General features: G+C 59.4%; 14 protein-coding genes. 4 read left to right on the top strand and 10 right to left on the bottom strand.

What is annotated here, in order from left to right:
- The 8 genes from JWQ61_RS16855 to JWQ61_RS16820 all read right to left on the bottom strand — a co-directional run.
- A partial coding sequence (locus JWQ61_RS16855) for a biotin/lipoyl-containing protein (protein ID WP_304361538.1) occupies positions 1–260 on the bottom strand: 260 nt, incomplete at its 3' end.
- A 130-nt stretch (positions 261–390) separates the two neighbouring features.
- Positions 391–3,087: a pyruvate dehydrogenase (acetyl-transferring), homodimeric type gene (gene aceE, locus JWQ61_RS16850; RefSeq protein ID WP_304361537.1), complete on the bottom strand. Its 2,697-nt coding sequence runs from the start codon at positions 3,085–3,087 to the stop codon at positions 391–393.
- 480 nt (positions 3,088–3,567) lie between these two features.
- The gene (locus JWQ61_RS16845) at positions 3,568–4,014 is read right to left on the bottom strand and encodes an excinuclease ATPase subunit (protein WP_304361536.1); all 447 of its coding nucleotides are present in this window, start codon (positions 4,012–4,014) and stop codon (positions 3,568–3,570) included.
- A 63-nt stretch (positions 4,015–4,077) separates the two neighbouring features.
- Complete coding sequence (gene plsY / locus JWQ61_RS16840) at positions 4,078–4,698, bottom strand: glycerol-3-phosphate 1-O-acyltransferase PlsY (RefSeq protein WP_304361535.1); 621 nt, start codon at positions 4,696–4,698, stop codon at positions 4,078–4,080.
- A gap of 37 nt (positions 4,699–4,735) precedes the next feature.
- Positions 4,736–5,221, bottom strand: a complete 486-nt coding sequence (ybaK, locus tag JWQ61_RS16835; protein ID WP_304361534.1) for a Cys-tRNA(Pro) deacylase — start codon at positions 5,219–5,221, stop codon at positions 4,736–4,738.
- 114 nt (positions 5,222–5,335) lie between these two features.
- A complete protein-coding gene (locus JWQ61_RS16830; protein WP_014007539.1) occupies positions 5,336–5,521 on the bottom strand; it encodes a hypothetical protein in 186 nt (61 codons plus the stop codon).
- A gap of 126 nt (positions 5,522–5,647) precedes the next feature.
- Positions 5,648–6,586 (bottom strand): site-specific tyrosine recombinase XerD, encoded by a 939-nt coding sequence (gene xerD / locus JWQ61_RS16825; RefSeq protein ID WP_304361533.1) that lies wholly within the window; start codon positions 6,584–6,586, stop codon positions 5,648–5,650.
- Positions 6,583–7,110: a methylated-DNA--[protein]-cysteine S-methyltransferase gene (locus JWQ61_RS16820; protein WP_304361532.1), complete on the bottom strand. Its 528-nt coding sequence runs from the start codon at positions 7,108–7,110 to the stop codon at positions 6,583–6,585. Before JWQ61_RS16820 ends, xerD begins: the two co-directional genes overlap by 4 nt.
- A 526-nt stretch (positions 7,111–7,636) precedes the next feature.
- Here JWQ61_RS16820 and JWQ61_RS16815 point away from each other — a divergent pair.
- On the top strand, positions 7,637–8,530 hold the full coding sequence (locus JWQ61_RS16815) for an AEC family transporter (protein WP_304361531.1): 894 nt from the start codon (positions 7,637–7,639) through the stop codon (positions 8,528–8,530).
- A gap of 6 nt (positions 8,531–8,536) precedes the next feature.
- Here the strand turns inward: JWQ61_RS16815 and queG are convergent, their stop codons facing one another.
- The gene (queG, locus tag JWQ61_RS16810) at positions 8,537–9,646 is read right to left on the bottom strand and encodes a tRNA epoxyqueuosine(34) reductase QueG (RefSeq protein WP_304361530.1); all 1,110 of its coding nucleotides are present in this window, start codon (positions 9,644–9,646) and stop codon (positions 8,537–8,539) included.
- Between the two features lie 58 nt (positions 9,647–9,704).
- Here queG and tsaE point away from each other — a divergent pair, with 58 nt between their 5' ends.
- Positions 9,705–10,199: a tRNA (adenosine(37)-N6)-threonylcarbamoyltransferase complex ATPase subunit type 1 TsaE gene (gene tsaE, locus JWQ61_RS16805; protein ID WP_304361529.1), complete on the top strand. Its 495-nt coding sequence runs from the start codon at positions 9,705–9,707 to the stop codon at positions 10,197–10,199.
- The gene (locus JWQ61_RS16800; RefSeq protein WP_304361528.1) at positions 10,163–11,512 is read left to right on the top strand and encodes an N-acetylmuramoyl-L-alanine amidase; all 1,350 of its coding nucleotides are present in this window, start codon (positions 10,163–10,165) and stop codon (positions 11,510–11,512) included. Before tsaE ends, JWQ61_RS16800 begins: the two co-directional genes overlap by 37 nt.
- 75 nt (positions 11,513–11,587) lie before the next feature.
- Here the strand turns inward: JWQ61_RS16800 and JWQ61_RS16795 are convergent, their stop codons facing one another.
- The gene (locus tag JWQ61_RS16795; protein ID WP_304361527.1) at positions 11,588–12,235 is read right to left on the bottom strand and encodes a VTT domain-containing protein; all 648 of its coding nucleotides are present in this window, start codon (positions 12,233–12,235) and stop codon (positions 11,588–11,590) included.
- A 238-nt stretch (positions 12,236–12,473) separates the two neighbouring features.
- On the opposite strand from JWQ61_RS16795, the gene mutL reads away from it, so the two are divergent.
- On the top strand, positions 12,474–13,381 hold a 908-nt coding region (mutL, locus tag JWQ61_RS16790; protein WP_304361526.1), incomplete at its 3' end, for a DNA mismatch repair endonuclease MutL.

Here is a 13,381-nt window from a genome sequence, read left to right as displayed (position 1 = left end):
GCCGCCGGAGCGCCGGCCGCCACATCCGCTTCCAGTACCAGGATCAGAGTGCCTTCCTTGACCTTGTCGCCCAGCTTGACTTTCAATTCCTTGATCACGCCCGCATGGCTGGACGGGATTTCCATGCTGGCCTTGTCGGATTCGACCGTGATCAGCGACTGGTCAACCTTTACCGTGTCGCCGACCTTGACCATCAATTCAATGACTTCAACTTCACTGACGTCGCCGATATCCGGGACTTTGACTTCCACCATACTCATCGCTTAGCTCCATTCATTCTGCCCGCTGTATAGCGCGGGCCTGAGTTTCCTTTCAGAAAATTCAGGCCCGTGCTGCACAGCCGTGGAAATTTTAATACTGGCTTGTTATCCAGTTATCAAGACCGGTACCTTATTGCGTGACCGGATTCGGTTTCTCCGGATTGATACCATACTTGGTAATTGCATCGGCGACAACCGAGGCTTTGACCTTGCCTTCGTCGGCCAGCGCCTTCAACGCCGCCACCGCCACATAATAACGGTTGACCTCAAAGAATTCACGCAGCTTGGCGCGGGTATCGGAACGGCCGAAGCCATCCGTGCCCAGCACCTTGTAAGTACGGCCGGCTGGAACGAAAGCACGCGCCTGCTCCGCGAAAGTACGCATGTAGTCGGTGGAAACGATGATCGGACCGGCGCTGTCTTTCAGGCACTGGGTGATATGCGCCAGACGCGGTGTTTCGGTCGGATGCAACATGTTCCAGCGCTCGACATCCTGGCCGTCGCGGGCCAGCAGGGTGAACGACGGCGCCGACCAGATATCGGCATCGACGCCCCAGTCGCTGGCCAGCAAGGCCGCGCCTTCGATGACTTCGCGCAGGATCGTGCCGGAACCCATCAGCTGCACGCGCAGCTTGCTCTTCTTGCCGCCTTCCTGCAGCAGGTAGAGACCCTTGATAATGCCCTCTTCCTGGCCTTCCTTCAGGCCTGGATGGCTGTAGTTCTCGTTCATCAGGGTCAGGTAGTAGAACACGTCTTCCTGGTTGGTGACCATGCGGCGCAAGCCGTCATGCATGATGACTGCGACTTCGTGCGAGAAGGTCGGATCGTAAGGCACGCAGTTCGGGATGGTCGACGCCAGCACGTGGCTATGGCCGTCTTCATGCTGCAGGCCTTCGCCGTTCAACGTGGTGCGGCCGGCGGTGCCGCCCAGCAGGAAGCCGCGGGCGCGCATGTCGCCGGCTGCCCAGGCCAGGTCGCCGATACGCTGCAGGCCGAACATCGAGTAGTAGGTATAGAACGGGATCATGACCCGGTTGTTGGTCGAGTACGAAGTTGCCGCGGCAATCCACGAACTCATGCCGCCGGCCTCGTTGATGCCTTCCTGCAGGATCTGGCCAGCCTTGTCTTCGCGGTAGTACATCACCTGGTCTTTATCGACCGGCTCGTACAGCTGGCCGACCTGGCTGAAAATGCCGATCTGGCGGAACAGACCTTCCATGCCGAAAGTACGCGACTCGTCGACCATGATAGGCACCACGCGCTGGCCCAGGCTCGGGTCGCGCAGCAGTGTGTTCAGGATACGCACGTAAGCCTGGGTGGTGGAAATCTCGCGGCCTTCGGCAGTCGGTTCCAGCGCGCCCTTGAATGCCGACAGTTCCGGTACTATCAGTTCTTCGTCGGCCTTCTGGCGGCGTTGCGGCAGGTAGCCGCCCAGCGCTTTGCGGCGGGCGTGCAGGTATTGCATTTCCGGGGTGTCGTCGGACGGCTTGAAGAACGGCACGTTCGGCAGCTGGTCGTCGGAAATCGGCAGCTGGAAGCGGTCGCGCATGGCCTTGATGGCTTCGTCGTCCAGCTTCTTGGTGTTGTGCGCAGTGTTGCGCGCTTCGCCCGATTTGCCGAAGCCGTAGCCCTTGATGCTCTTGACCAGCAACACGGTAGGTTGGCCCTTGTGTTCTTGCGCCACCTTGAAGGCGGCGTAGATCTTGTGCGGATCGTGGCCGCCGCGGGTCAGGTGCCAGATGTCGTCGTCGGACATCTTGCTGACCAGCTCCAACAACTTCGGATGCTTGCCGAAGAAATGCTTGCGCACGAATGCGCCATCTTTCGCTTTGTAGTTCTGGTATTCGCCGTCGACGGTTTCCATCATCACGCGCTGCAGGATGCCTTCCTTGTCGCGCGCCAGCAGGTCGTCCCAGCCTGCACCCCAGATGACCTTGACCACGTTCCAGCCAGCGCCGCGGAAATCGCTTTCCAGTTCCTGGATGATCTTGCCGTTGCCGCGCACCGGACCGTCCAGGCGCTGCAGGTTACAGTTGACCACCATCACCAGGTTGTCCAGGCGTTCGCGGCCGGCCATGCCGATCGCGCCCATCGATTCCGGTTCGTCCATCTCGCCGTCGCCGCAGAAAGCCCAGACCTTGCGGTTGGCGGTATCGGCGATGCTGCGTGCATGCAGGTATTTGAGGAAACGCGCCTGGTAGATCGCCATCAGCGGGCCCAGGCCCATCGATACGGTAGGGAATTGCCAGAAATCCGGCATCAGCTTCGGATGCGGATAAGAAGACAGGCCTTTGCCGTCGACTTCACGGCGGAAATGCAGCAGTTGCTCTTCAGTCAGGCGGCCTTCGAGGAAAGCGCGGGCGTAGACGCCGGGCGACGAATGGCCCTGGATGTACAACAGGTCGCCGCCATGGTTTTCAGAAGGAGCGTGCCAGAAATGGTTGAAGCCTATGCCGAGCATGTTGGCCAGCGAGGCAAAGCTGGAGAGGTGGCCGCCGAGGTCGCCGTCGAGGCGGTTGGCCTTGACCACCATCGCCATCGCATTCCAGCGCATCCAAGAGCGCAGGCGCTCTTCGATCTCCAGGTCGCCCGGGCAATGCTCGCCCATATGGGCAGGGATGGTGTTGACGTAGGCGGTATTGCTAGAAAACGGGATCTGGGCGCCGCGGCGGCGGGCCAGGTCGACCATTCTTTCCATCAAGTAATGGGCGCGTTCCGGGCCCTCGGTTTCAATAACAGCTTCGAGCGCATCCAGCCACTCTTGGGTTTCAATGACATCTGGATCGTTGGCGGCCTGGGCCAAAACCTGGTCGAGCTGGGCTGACATGCTGAGTCTCCTGAATATGTGCGCTTGTCCGATCTGGCACCGGACTGGCGGGTTGGGTCGCAAGCATCTACGTCACTATGTAGACGGGTGCCAAATTCTAACAGGAGTTTTTTTGATTTCCAAATAGCGATATTCGATTTCACAATGCGAAAATATGCTGCATAGCAAGACGAACTCACATAAAACAACACTTATCCCTTTTCAACTTCATGGGATTAGAAAGCCAAATCTCGGACACATTTCTCATGGCGCAATGCAACAATAATTGCATATAAACATCATTAAAATTCGACTTATAGCTAATTCGATATAACAACTGCAGGAAATCTAAGTAAAAAAGCGCTAAACCCGAGCTGGCTAGCGCTTTTTTATTTGCCCGAGAAACGACTTCGGCAGGATGCAATGCCGCTTATCGGCCTGCTTATCGGCCTGCTTATTGGCCTGCTTATTGGCCTGATTAACGGCTCTCTTTAGCCGGTTTTATTCGGCGATTTTGGCAAATTCACCCTTCAATGCCACGCCAGCCATGATTGCGCCGACATGGCATTCGAATTCGGTGGCGCTCGCATGCTCCACGTTGTTGTAGTTGCTGACAATATTGACGACAGCATTCGCACCCGCCTCCTGCGCGCGTTTCTGCAAATTCAGCATCGCCGACAGAAACACCCAGTTGCAGGCTTTCTCATCGGATTTGCCGAATGCGTTGGTCTTTTGGCTGGTCTTTCCGCCATCAAGCTTGTTCAGCACCTTTGGCGTCGGCTGATTGCCAAAGTAAAACCGGACGCTGTCGCCCAGGCGGTTCTTGGCGTCGTTATCCGCCAGCGCTCCTGCCACCGGCAGCATCACTGTCCGGTCAGCCGCCAGCGCCGGTACAGCGCTGAGCAACATGCCGGCGAACGCGGCCACTATCAAAATCGGTTTCTTCATTTCTTTCCCTATGGATTAATAATTTAGATTAACAACGACCGGACACATTGATGCCGGCTGTTGTCATGCCGCCTTGCCGCCCTTTTTCTTGGCGCCGATGCGGCTTTCCTTACCGGCCAGCAGGTTGCCGATGTTCTTGGCGTGGCGATAGATCAGCAAGGCGCTCATCACCACTATCGCCAGCAGGATCATGTCGGGCCCTTCCATCAGGGCATAGAAAAAAGGCGCAAAGACGCTGGCGACCAGGGCTGCCAGCGACGAATAGCGGAATGCATAAGCCACGATCAGCCAGGTCGCGATAGTCGCCAGGCCCAGCCAGAGGCTGATGCCGATCAGGATGCCGAACAAGGTCGCCACGCCCTTGCCGCCGGCGAAACGGAAAAAGACAGGCCACAGGTGTCCGAGGAAGACCGCCACCGCAACCAGCGCCACCGAGCCGTCGCCAAGGCCGAATTGCGGCCCGTACCGTTGCGTCAGCCAGACTGCCAGCCAGCCCTTGAAGCCGTCGCCAAGCAGGGTCAGGGCGGCCGCGGTCTTGTTCCCGCTGCGCAGGACATTGGTGGCGCCGGGGTTATTCGAGCCATAGGTGCGCGGATCTCCCAGCCCGAACAGTTTGCTGGTGATGATGCCGAACGACACCGAACCGATCAGGTAGGCGGCAATCGCGAATAACAATGTGTACATGCGTGTCTCTTTCTTTTGTATTTGGTTGGTTCAGGGCCTACTCGTCCAGCGCGCACTGGACCGCCTTGGCCTGCAGCAGGCCGGCCACGCTGTGCGGCGCCATGCCGATCAGGTAGCCGCGCCGGCCACCGTTAATATATATCTTCTGCAAGGCCAGGATGCTCTCTTCGATATACACCGGTAGCGCCTTGCGAGTAGCGAACGGCGAAGTGCCGCCGATCAGGTAGCCGGAATGGCGGTTCGCCACCTCCGGCTTGCAGGGTTCCACCGACTTGCAGCCGATCTGCCGTGCCAGGTTCTTGGTCGACACCTTGCGGTCGCCGTGCATCAGGATGATCAGTGGCTTGGCCGCCTCGTCCTGCATCACCAGCGTCTTCACCACATGGTGTTCGTCCACGCCCAGCGCACGCGCCGACACCGTGGTGCCGCCGTGTTCTTCATATGCGTAGGGATGTTCTGAAAAGACCGCGCCGTGCTTGCGCAAGAATTGCGTCGCCGGGGTCTCTGAAATATGTTTTGTCATACCGGGTTACTTGAGTGCGGCGGACCGCAGCGTCTGCTGGCAAATCACGTTGTCGCCAGACCCGATGCAGCGACAATCCCTGCCGCTGATCCGCGCTGGCCAGGCTGGCGGCGCTTAAGGCTGCTTAGGCTCATCGGAAGCAGGTTCACCGCTTGCCGGCAGTTCGGATTCGGCTCCGTCCTCTGTTTCAACTTCGGTGGAAGAACCCTTCTCCAGCTTGCGCTTCAGCTTTTCTTCCTTCTTTTTTTTCTTTTCTAATTCTTTTTGCCGTTTTTCATACTGAAAATTCGTTTTTGCCAATTGCGCCCCCTAAATAGACTCTTGAATGATGTAGTACAGGATACAGGAGAATAATTGCGAGGATGCAGAATTCAACGCCAAAAAAAGTTGCATATTACCAATAAAATCACCATACCCCCGAAGATTTCAGCCGCGCGGATGATGTGCGGCATGCAGCGCCTTCAGGCGCTCGCGCGCCACATGGGTATAAATCTGGGTGGTCGAGATATCGGCATGTCCCAGCAGCAGCTGGACTACACGCAGGTCGGCGCCGTGATTGAGCAGATGGGTGGCGAATGCATGGCGCAGGGTATGCGGCGACAAGGGCGCATTGATGACGGCCTTGGCCGCGTATTTCTTGATCAGGGTCCAGAACATCTGGCGCGTCATGGCGCCGCCGCGCGCCGTCACGAACAAGGCATCGTCCATCTGCCCGTTCATGATCTGGCCGCGCGCATCTTTCAGGTAGCGCACGATCCAGTTTCGCGCCTCTTCGCCGAACGGCAGCAGGCGGGTCTTGTTGCCCTTGCCGGTAATCCGCAGCACGCCTTCGTTCATGCCGACCTCCAGCGATTTCAGCAGCACCAGCTCGGATACCCGCAAGCCGCTGGCGTACATCAGCTCCAGCATGGTGCGGTCGCGCAAGCCTAGCGGCGTGGCGACGTCGGGCGCCGCCAGCAGCGCTTCCACCTGGACTTCGGACAAGATCTTGGGAAAACGCGGCGCCTGTTTGGCCGAGCGCAGGTGCAGGCAAGGATCGGTGCTGATGCGGTTTTGCCGCAACGCCAGCAGGTAAAAGCGTTTCAGCACCGCCAGCCGGCGGTTCGAGGAAGTGGCCTTGCTGCTGTCATGCCTGGCCAGGAAATAGGCATTCAGGTCGCCGGCATGGACTGCGAACAGGGATTTGCCGTCCGGCTGTTCCTGCAGCCACAGCGCAAACAGGGTCATGTCGCGCCGGTATGCTTCCAGCGAATTCTTGGCGAGGCCGTCTTCCAGCCACAAGTTGTCGCAAAATTCGTCAATCGCAGTTTGATGTTCGGCGCTCAGCGCCGGTTTGGCTTCGTTCTGTGCCTTGGACCTTCTCACAGGCCGGCCACGCCTTCGTGCTCCAGCAGCCAGCGCTTGACCCGCAAATGGAAGCCGTCCGCCTCGTCGTGATGGGAAAAACCGCCGATGCCGCCGGCTGCCGTCACGCGATGGCAGGGAATCACCAGCGGAAACCAGTTGGCGCCGCAGGCCTGGCCGACCGCACGCGGGGCCGACCCTATCAGCTTGGCGACCTGGCCGTAAGTGAGCACTTCCCCGCGCGGTATCGCTGCAATCGCTTTCCAGACCTTGTGCTGGAAAACGGTGCCCAATGGCGCCAAGGGCAGGTCAAAACGAAAATCCGGCTGCCCCAGGTAACGGCCGATCTGCTTTGCAACGCGTTCGGCCAGGGCGTCGGTGGCGTCTTTTTCGTGGAATGAGGGGGGCAGATAGACCAGCTCCTGCACCAGGCCCGCTTCGGTGCGTATACCCATCGCGCCGAAGGGCGCGGCGATTACTGCCGTGAAGTGCTGCGCTGGGAGCTGGCCGTCGCGCTTGAGCGGACTATCTGAAATTATATTCATACCCGAAGCATAAAATAAAAAAGGCGCATCTGTCGATGCGCCTCAAATTACTTCGTTATGCACTCCCGGCCGTTTAGACAGCTTCATTTGGAATGCACGGTCTCCTCAGTATCCCCGGTATCAATTACCGTTCTTATGCACCACCACCTACAATCCCATTGACTCAATCCTGTTGATTCAATCCCGCCGGCAAATCCCTCGCCGGATGCGGATCTAAATTCTGTGCCACATAAACTACCTGCCGGAAACCGGAATCCGGTTCATCTAGCTACTTGCTGCTTTTGCAAGCTGCAATCTCTAGTGTGGTCGCACTGTAACAGGTGTTACCCGGATTTAACAAATAATTTATATGAATCATTTTGACTAAACAACATAGGTTTACACTAAACCCTTATCAAACTAATACTCATCAATTTTCGCCAAATTTCCACACAGAAACTAACTTTAGCGCCTAGCCCCGGGAATTACGCAAGACGGCTCAGCATGTCGACAATCAAGCTCACTTTCTAACAATATCCGCCACTCCATGTATATCGTCAACCTGTTGTTTCCTGATTTTTCGCTGATCCTGCTGGGAGCCGTCTTGCACCGCATCAGCAATTGGGGCGCCGAGTTCTGGACCGGGGCGGAAAAGCTGGTGTATTTCCTGCTCTTCCCTGCCCTGCTGTTTTATTCCACCGCCCGCACCCCGCTCAGCTTCGACACCAGCGGCAAGATGCTGATGATCGGCATGGGCGCGCTGCTTGGCGCCATCCTCCTGACCTGGCTGGGCAAACCGTGGATCAAGGCGGCGCCCATGGACTATGAGTCGGGCATGCAAACCGGCTACCGTTTCAATTCATACATGGCGCTGGCCCTGGCGGCCAGGCTGGGCGGCGAACAGGCCACCGGCATGATGGCGATGCTGATCGGCTTTGGCGTGCCCTTGTGCAACCTGGCTGCGGTCCATGCCCTGGCACACAAAAGCGGCGGCCTGTTCAAGGAACTGGCGCGCAATCCGCTGCTGATCGCTACCGCTTGCGGACTCTTGTACAGCTTGTCCGGATTGCCGCTGCCGGAAGTGGCGGGCGCGGTCTTGTCGCGGCTCGGCAACGCCGCACTGGCGCTGGGCTTGCTGCTGGTGGGTGCGGGCTTGCGCCTGAGCGGCGTGCAGCGGGCCAAGGCGCTGGCCGGGTATTTCCTGGCGGTCAAGCTGCTGGCGCTGCCGGCCATGGCCTGGCTGCTGGGGCAATGGTTGGGATTGGCGCCGTCGCAACTGCAGCTGGTGGTGCTGTTCTGCGCGCTGCCTACCGCCTCCAGCGCTTACATCCTGGCGGCCCGGATGGGCGGCAATGGCCCTCTGGTAGCGTTCATGATTTCCGCCGGCACCATGTTGTCGGCGCTGACCTTGCCATTCTGGTTGTGGGTGCTGCAGCACTAGGGCCTACTAGCTTTCGATACCGTGCTGCTGCAATGCCCACGCCACATGCTCGCGCACCAGTTCGGACGGATAGTCGCTACGCTGCTGCAAGGCGGCAATGATCTCCGGTGTGCCGGCGCCCGCCGCTGCGGTATTGCCAAGGCCGACCGCCATATTGCGCAGCCAGCGCTGGTACCCGATGCGGCGGATCGGACTGCCTTCCATGCGGCTGTTGAACTGCTCCTCGCTCCAGCCGAACAATTCCACCAAGGTAGCTTGGTCAAGGCCGTTGCGGACGTCGAAATCGCCCAGCGTCGACGGCTGCGCAAACTTGTTCCATGGACAGAACAGCTGGCAATCGTCGCAGCCGTAGACGCGGTTGCCGATCAGCGGCCGCAGTTCCACCGGGATGCTGCCTTTCAGCTCGATCGTCAGGTAAGAGATGCAGCGGCGGGCGTCGAGCCGATAAGGACCGACGATCGCCTGGGTCGGACAGACATCGATGCAGGCGCTGCATTGCCCGCAATGCGAACTGATGGCCTGGTCGACCGGCAACGGCAGGTCGGTCAGGATTTCGCCAAGGAAGAAAAACGAGCCGGCCTCGCGATTGAGCAGCAAGGTGTGCTTGCCGCGCCAGCCCAGGCCCGCCTTCTGCGCCAACGCAACCTCCATCACCGGCGCCGAATCGGTAAACACGCGATAGCCGAACTCGCCGATTTCGCCCTTGATGCGATCCGCCAGCTGCTGCAGACGCGAGCGCAGCACCTTGTGATAATCGCGGCCGCGCGCATACAGCGAGATGGTCGCGCTGCCGGCGGCTGCCGGCGCCAGCCGCGCCTGCTCGCGCGGGCGCCAGCTGACCTGGTCATCCTGATAGTCGCTCGGCAGGTAATCCATGCGCACCGCAATCGCCCTGATCGCGCCAGGCACCAGTTCGGCAGGCCGGGCGCGCTTCATTCCGTGCGCTGCCATATAATCCATCTCACCGTGATAGCCCAGCTCCAGCCATGCCTCGAAGCCAGCCTCCTGCTGCGCCAGGTCGACATCGCTGATGCGGACATCTGCAAAGCCAAGCTCCCGCCCCCAGGCTTTGATGGTGGTGGCTAGCGCGGTTAAATCCTGGTCGATTACTGCCATGGCTGGTGTGTTTCAGAAAGACTAAAGAAGGACTAGATACAAAGGACTATGTTACGAGATGCCGCATTTTACAACCCACCTGCATGACGAGGCCGGAACCAACGCGCTGGGCGCCGCCTTGGCCAGGGCCTTGCTGCCCGGATTGGCGATCCACCTGCACGGCGACCTGGGCGCCGGCAAGACCGCGCTGACCCGCGCCCTGCTGCATGCCGCCGGTCACCAGGGCCACGTCAAGAGCCCTACTTACACCTTGGTGGAACCTTATACGATCCAGATAGCCCAACAGGCGGTCGAAGTGATGCACTTCGACTTGTACCGGATGGCCAGCCCGGATGAATTCCTGGAAGCCGGTTTCCGCGAATATTTCAACCCCGACACCATCTGTATCGTCGAATGGCCGGAAAAAGCGGACACCGCGTTGCCGCCGCCCGACATCAGCGTATTACTCAGTGTTTCCGGTGTTTCCGACAAGGGACGTGATGTAGAATTGCAGGCGTTATCTGATAAGGGTAGTCAATGTCTCGCTCGACTGAAATTTGCACCAAACCTCTAAAATCAAAAATCCGCCGCACCATCCTCAAGGCCGGCGGTACTTTGCTCATTTCAGTACTGGCGCCGCTCTCGGCACGCGCCGCGCAGATTGTCGCGGTACGGGTCTGGCCGGCAGATGACTACACCCGCGTCACGCTGGAAAACGACGCTGAACTGAAAACCACCCATTTCCTGGTGCAGAACCCGGATCGCATGGTGGTCGACATCGAAGGCATCGAACTCAATCCGACCTTGAAGGAACTGGTCGCCAAGATCCAGCCTAACGATCCCTATATCAAGCAAGTCCGGGTCGGCCAGAACCGCCCGAATGTGGTGCGGCTGGTGTTCGACCTCAAGGAAGAAGTCAAACCGCAAGTGTTTACCCTGGCGCCGGTAGGCGGTTACCAGCACCGGCTGGTGTTCGACCTGTATCCGGTCAATCCGCCCGATCCGATCCAGGCGATGATAGAAAAAGGCGAATGGCCGTCCGCCAACCCGGGAGAAATCGCCCCGCCGGTGGCGCAAACCAAGCCAGAGCAAAAGCCGACGCCGCCGTTGCAGCCGCAACCCGAGCAGCCGTCGGTCGCCCGCATTGATCCGAAACCGGACCGCACTACTACCCTGACGCGCATGATCACGATCGCGCTCGATCCCGGCCATGGCGGTGAAGATCCAGGCGCCACCGGGCGCGGCGGCAACCGTGAAAAAGACGTGGTGCTGTCCATCGCCAAACGGCTCAAGGCCAAGATCGAGCAGCAGCCGAACATGCGGGTGATGCTGACGCGCGATGCCGATTTTTTTGTGCCGCTCGGGGTCCGTGTGCAGAAGGCCCGCAAGGTGCAGGCCGACCTGTTCGTCTCCATCCACGCCGACGCCTTTGTAACACCGACCGCGCGCGGCTCCTCGGTATTCGCCTTGTCGGAGAAAGGCGCCAGCTCCACCGCCGCGCGCTGGCTGGCCAACAAGGAAAACTCGGCCGACCTGATCGGCGGCATCAACATCAAGAGCCACGACCGCCAGCTGGCCAGCGTGCTGCTGGATCTGTCGACCACGGCGCAGATCAACGACAGCATGAAGCTCGGCAGCGCGGTTCTGAGCGAAATCGGCGGCATCAACAAGCTGCACAAGGGCGCGGTGGAACAAGCCGGTTTTGCGGTGCTGAAAGCGCCGGACATCCCGAGCATCCTGATTGAAACCGCCTTCATTTCGAATCCGGAAGAAGAAGCCAGGCTGACCGACAATGCTTACCAGGACCAGATGGCCGAAGCGGTCCTGAAAGGGATCAAGAAGTATTTTGCCCACAATCCGCCGCTGGCGCGGAATCGCCTGACCTGAGCCGGCGGGCTTGAAAACAACAAGGGCGCGCTGCAAAAGCTTGCAGCGCGCCCTTGTTCCATCCGGCGTCGGCAGTTATGCGCCGCCGCGCATTTTCTTGTAGAACTTCCACAGGCCGCCCAGCGCCACCGGCACCACCGCCGCGCCGACGCCGATCAGCACGATGGTGTTCAGGTGATCGCGGATGACCGGGATGTTGCCGAAGAAATATCCGGCCGAGACCAGACCGACCACCCAGATCAGGGCGCCGGTGATATTGAAGAACTGGAATTTGGAGAAAGTCATTTCCGACACGCCGGCCACAAACGGCGCGAAAGTCCGCACGATAGGCACGAAACGCGACAGGATGATGGTCTTGCCGCCGTGGTGTTCATAGAACGCGTGGGTTTTTTGCAGCGCCTTCTTGTCCAGCCATCGATAGTCGTGGGTGTAGACCTTGTGTCCGATCAGGCTGCCTATCCAGTAGTTGAGCGTGTTGCCGGTGGTGGCGGCGATGATCAGCAGCCCCATCAGCGCCCAGATGTTCATCTCGCCGTTGGCGCAAAACGCTCCGCCGATGAATAACAGGGTGTCGCCAGGCAAGAACGGCAATACCACCAGGCCGGTTTCGCAGAAAACTATCAGGAACAGGACCATATAGATCAGGGCGCCATATTCCTTGATCAAAAAGCCAAGGGATTTGTCGACATGCAGGATGATGTCGACGAATTGCATAAAGTCCATAGTCCGTATTCCTCAGTTAAGCGCTTTTATGATTGGAAAGTCTTATGCACACTGACTTTCTTTTGTTGAATAAAGTTCACCTCTTTGGCAATGACGCTGCCAGGAAACCCGGACCACTTTTCCTCAGGGTGCGCCGGAATAATACACTACCGAAGACAGCGCAAACTTAGATTTGACAATTGCCTGCGGCTGCGCAGGCGCAGACAACCACCTGCCCCGGCTTCGGTATAATCGCTGCATGAATCCACCGCTCTCCCCTATCCGCGCCATCCAGCAGCTGCCCGACAACCTGATTTCGCAAATTGCGGCAGGCGAGGTGGTCGAACGGCCGTCCGCCGTGGTCAAGGAACTGCTGGAAAACGCGCTGGACGCCGGCGCCAGCCAGATCACGGTACGACTGGAGCAAGGCGGCGTCAAACGCATCGCCATCACCGACAACGGCCGCGGCATAGCGCCGGAACAGCTGCCCCTGGCGCTGGCGCGCCATGCCACCTCAAAAATCAGCTCGCTGTACGAACTGGAAAATGTCGCCACGCTGGGATTCCGCGGCGAAGCGCTGGCCTCTATCGCCTCGGTATCGCAACTGACCCTGACCTCACGCACCGCCGATGCCGGCCACGCCTCGGAAATCGACGGCAGCACGCTGGCCGTAACGCCGTCCTCCGGCGCCCAAGGCACCACGGTCGACGTCCAGGACCTGTATTTCAATACCCCGGCCAGGCGCAAATTCCTCAAGTCGGAGCAGACCGAATTCGGCCACTGCGCCGAAGTGGTGCGGCGCATCGCGCTGGCGCGCCCGGATGTGTCGTTTTCGCTGACCCATAACGGCAAGACCATCGACCACTGGAACATCACCGAAATCGCCAAGCGCAGCGCCAGCATCCTCGGCAACGAATTCGCCAACGCCCGCCTGGCGCTCGACGAAGGCGCCGGCCCGCTGCGCCTGCATGGCTTTGTCGGCCTGCCGACCGCCTCCAAGGCGCGTGCCGACGCCCAGTATTTCTACGTCAACGGCCGCTTCGTGCGCGACAAGCTGCTGGTGCATGCCGTGCGCGCCGCCTACCAGGACGTGCTGCATGGCGACCGCTACCCGTCGTATGTGCTGGGGCTGGACCTCGACCCGGCGCTGGTCGACGTCAACGTCCA

Origin of the sequence: Collimonas fungivorans, assembly GCF_028292705.1 — a bacterium.
Classification (GTDB): Bacteria; Pseudomonadota; Gammaproteobacteria; order Burkholderiales; family Burkholderiaceae_D; genus Collimonas; species Collimonas fungivorans_B.
This window is presented reverse-complemented; position numbering and strand designations above follow the sequence as displayed.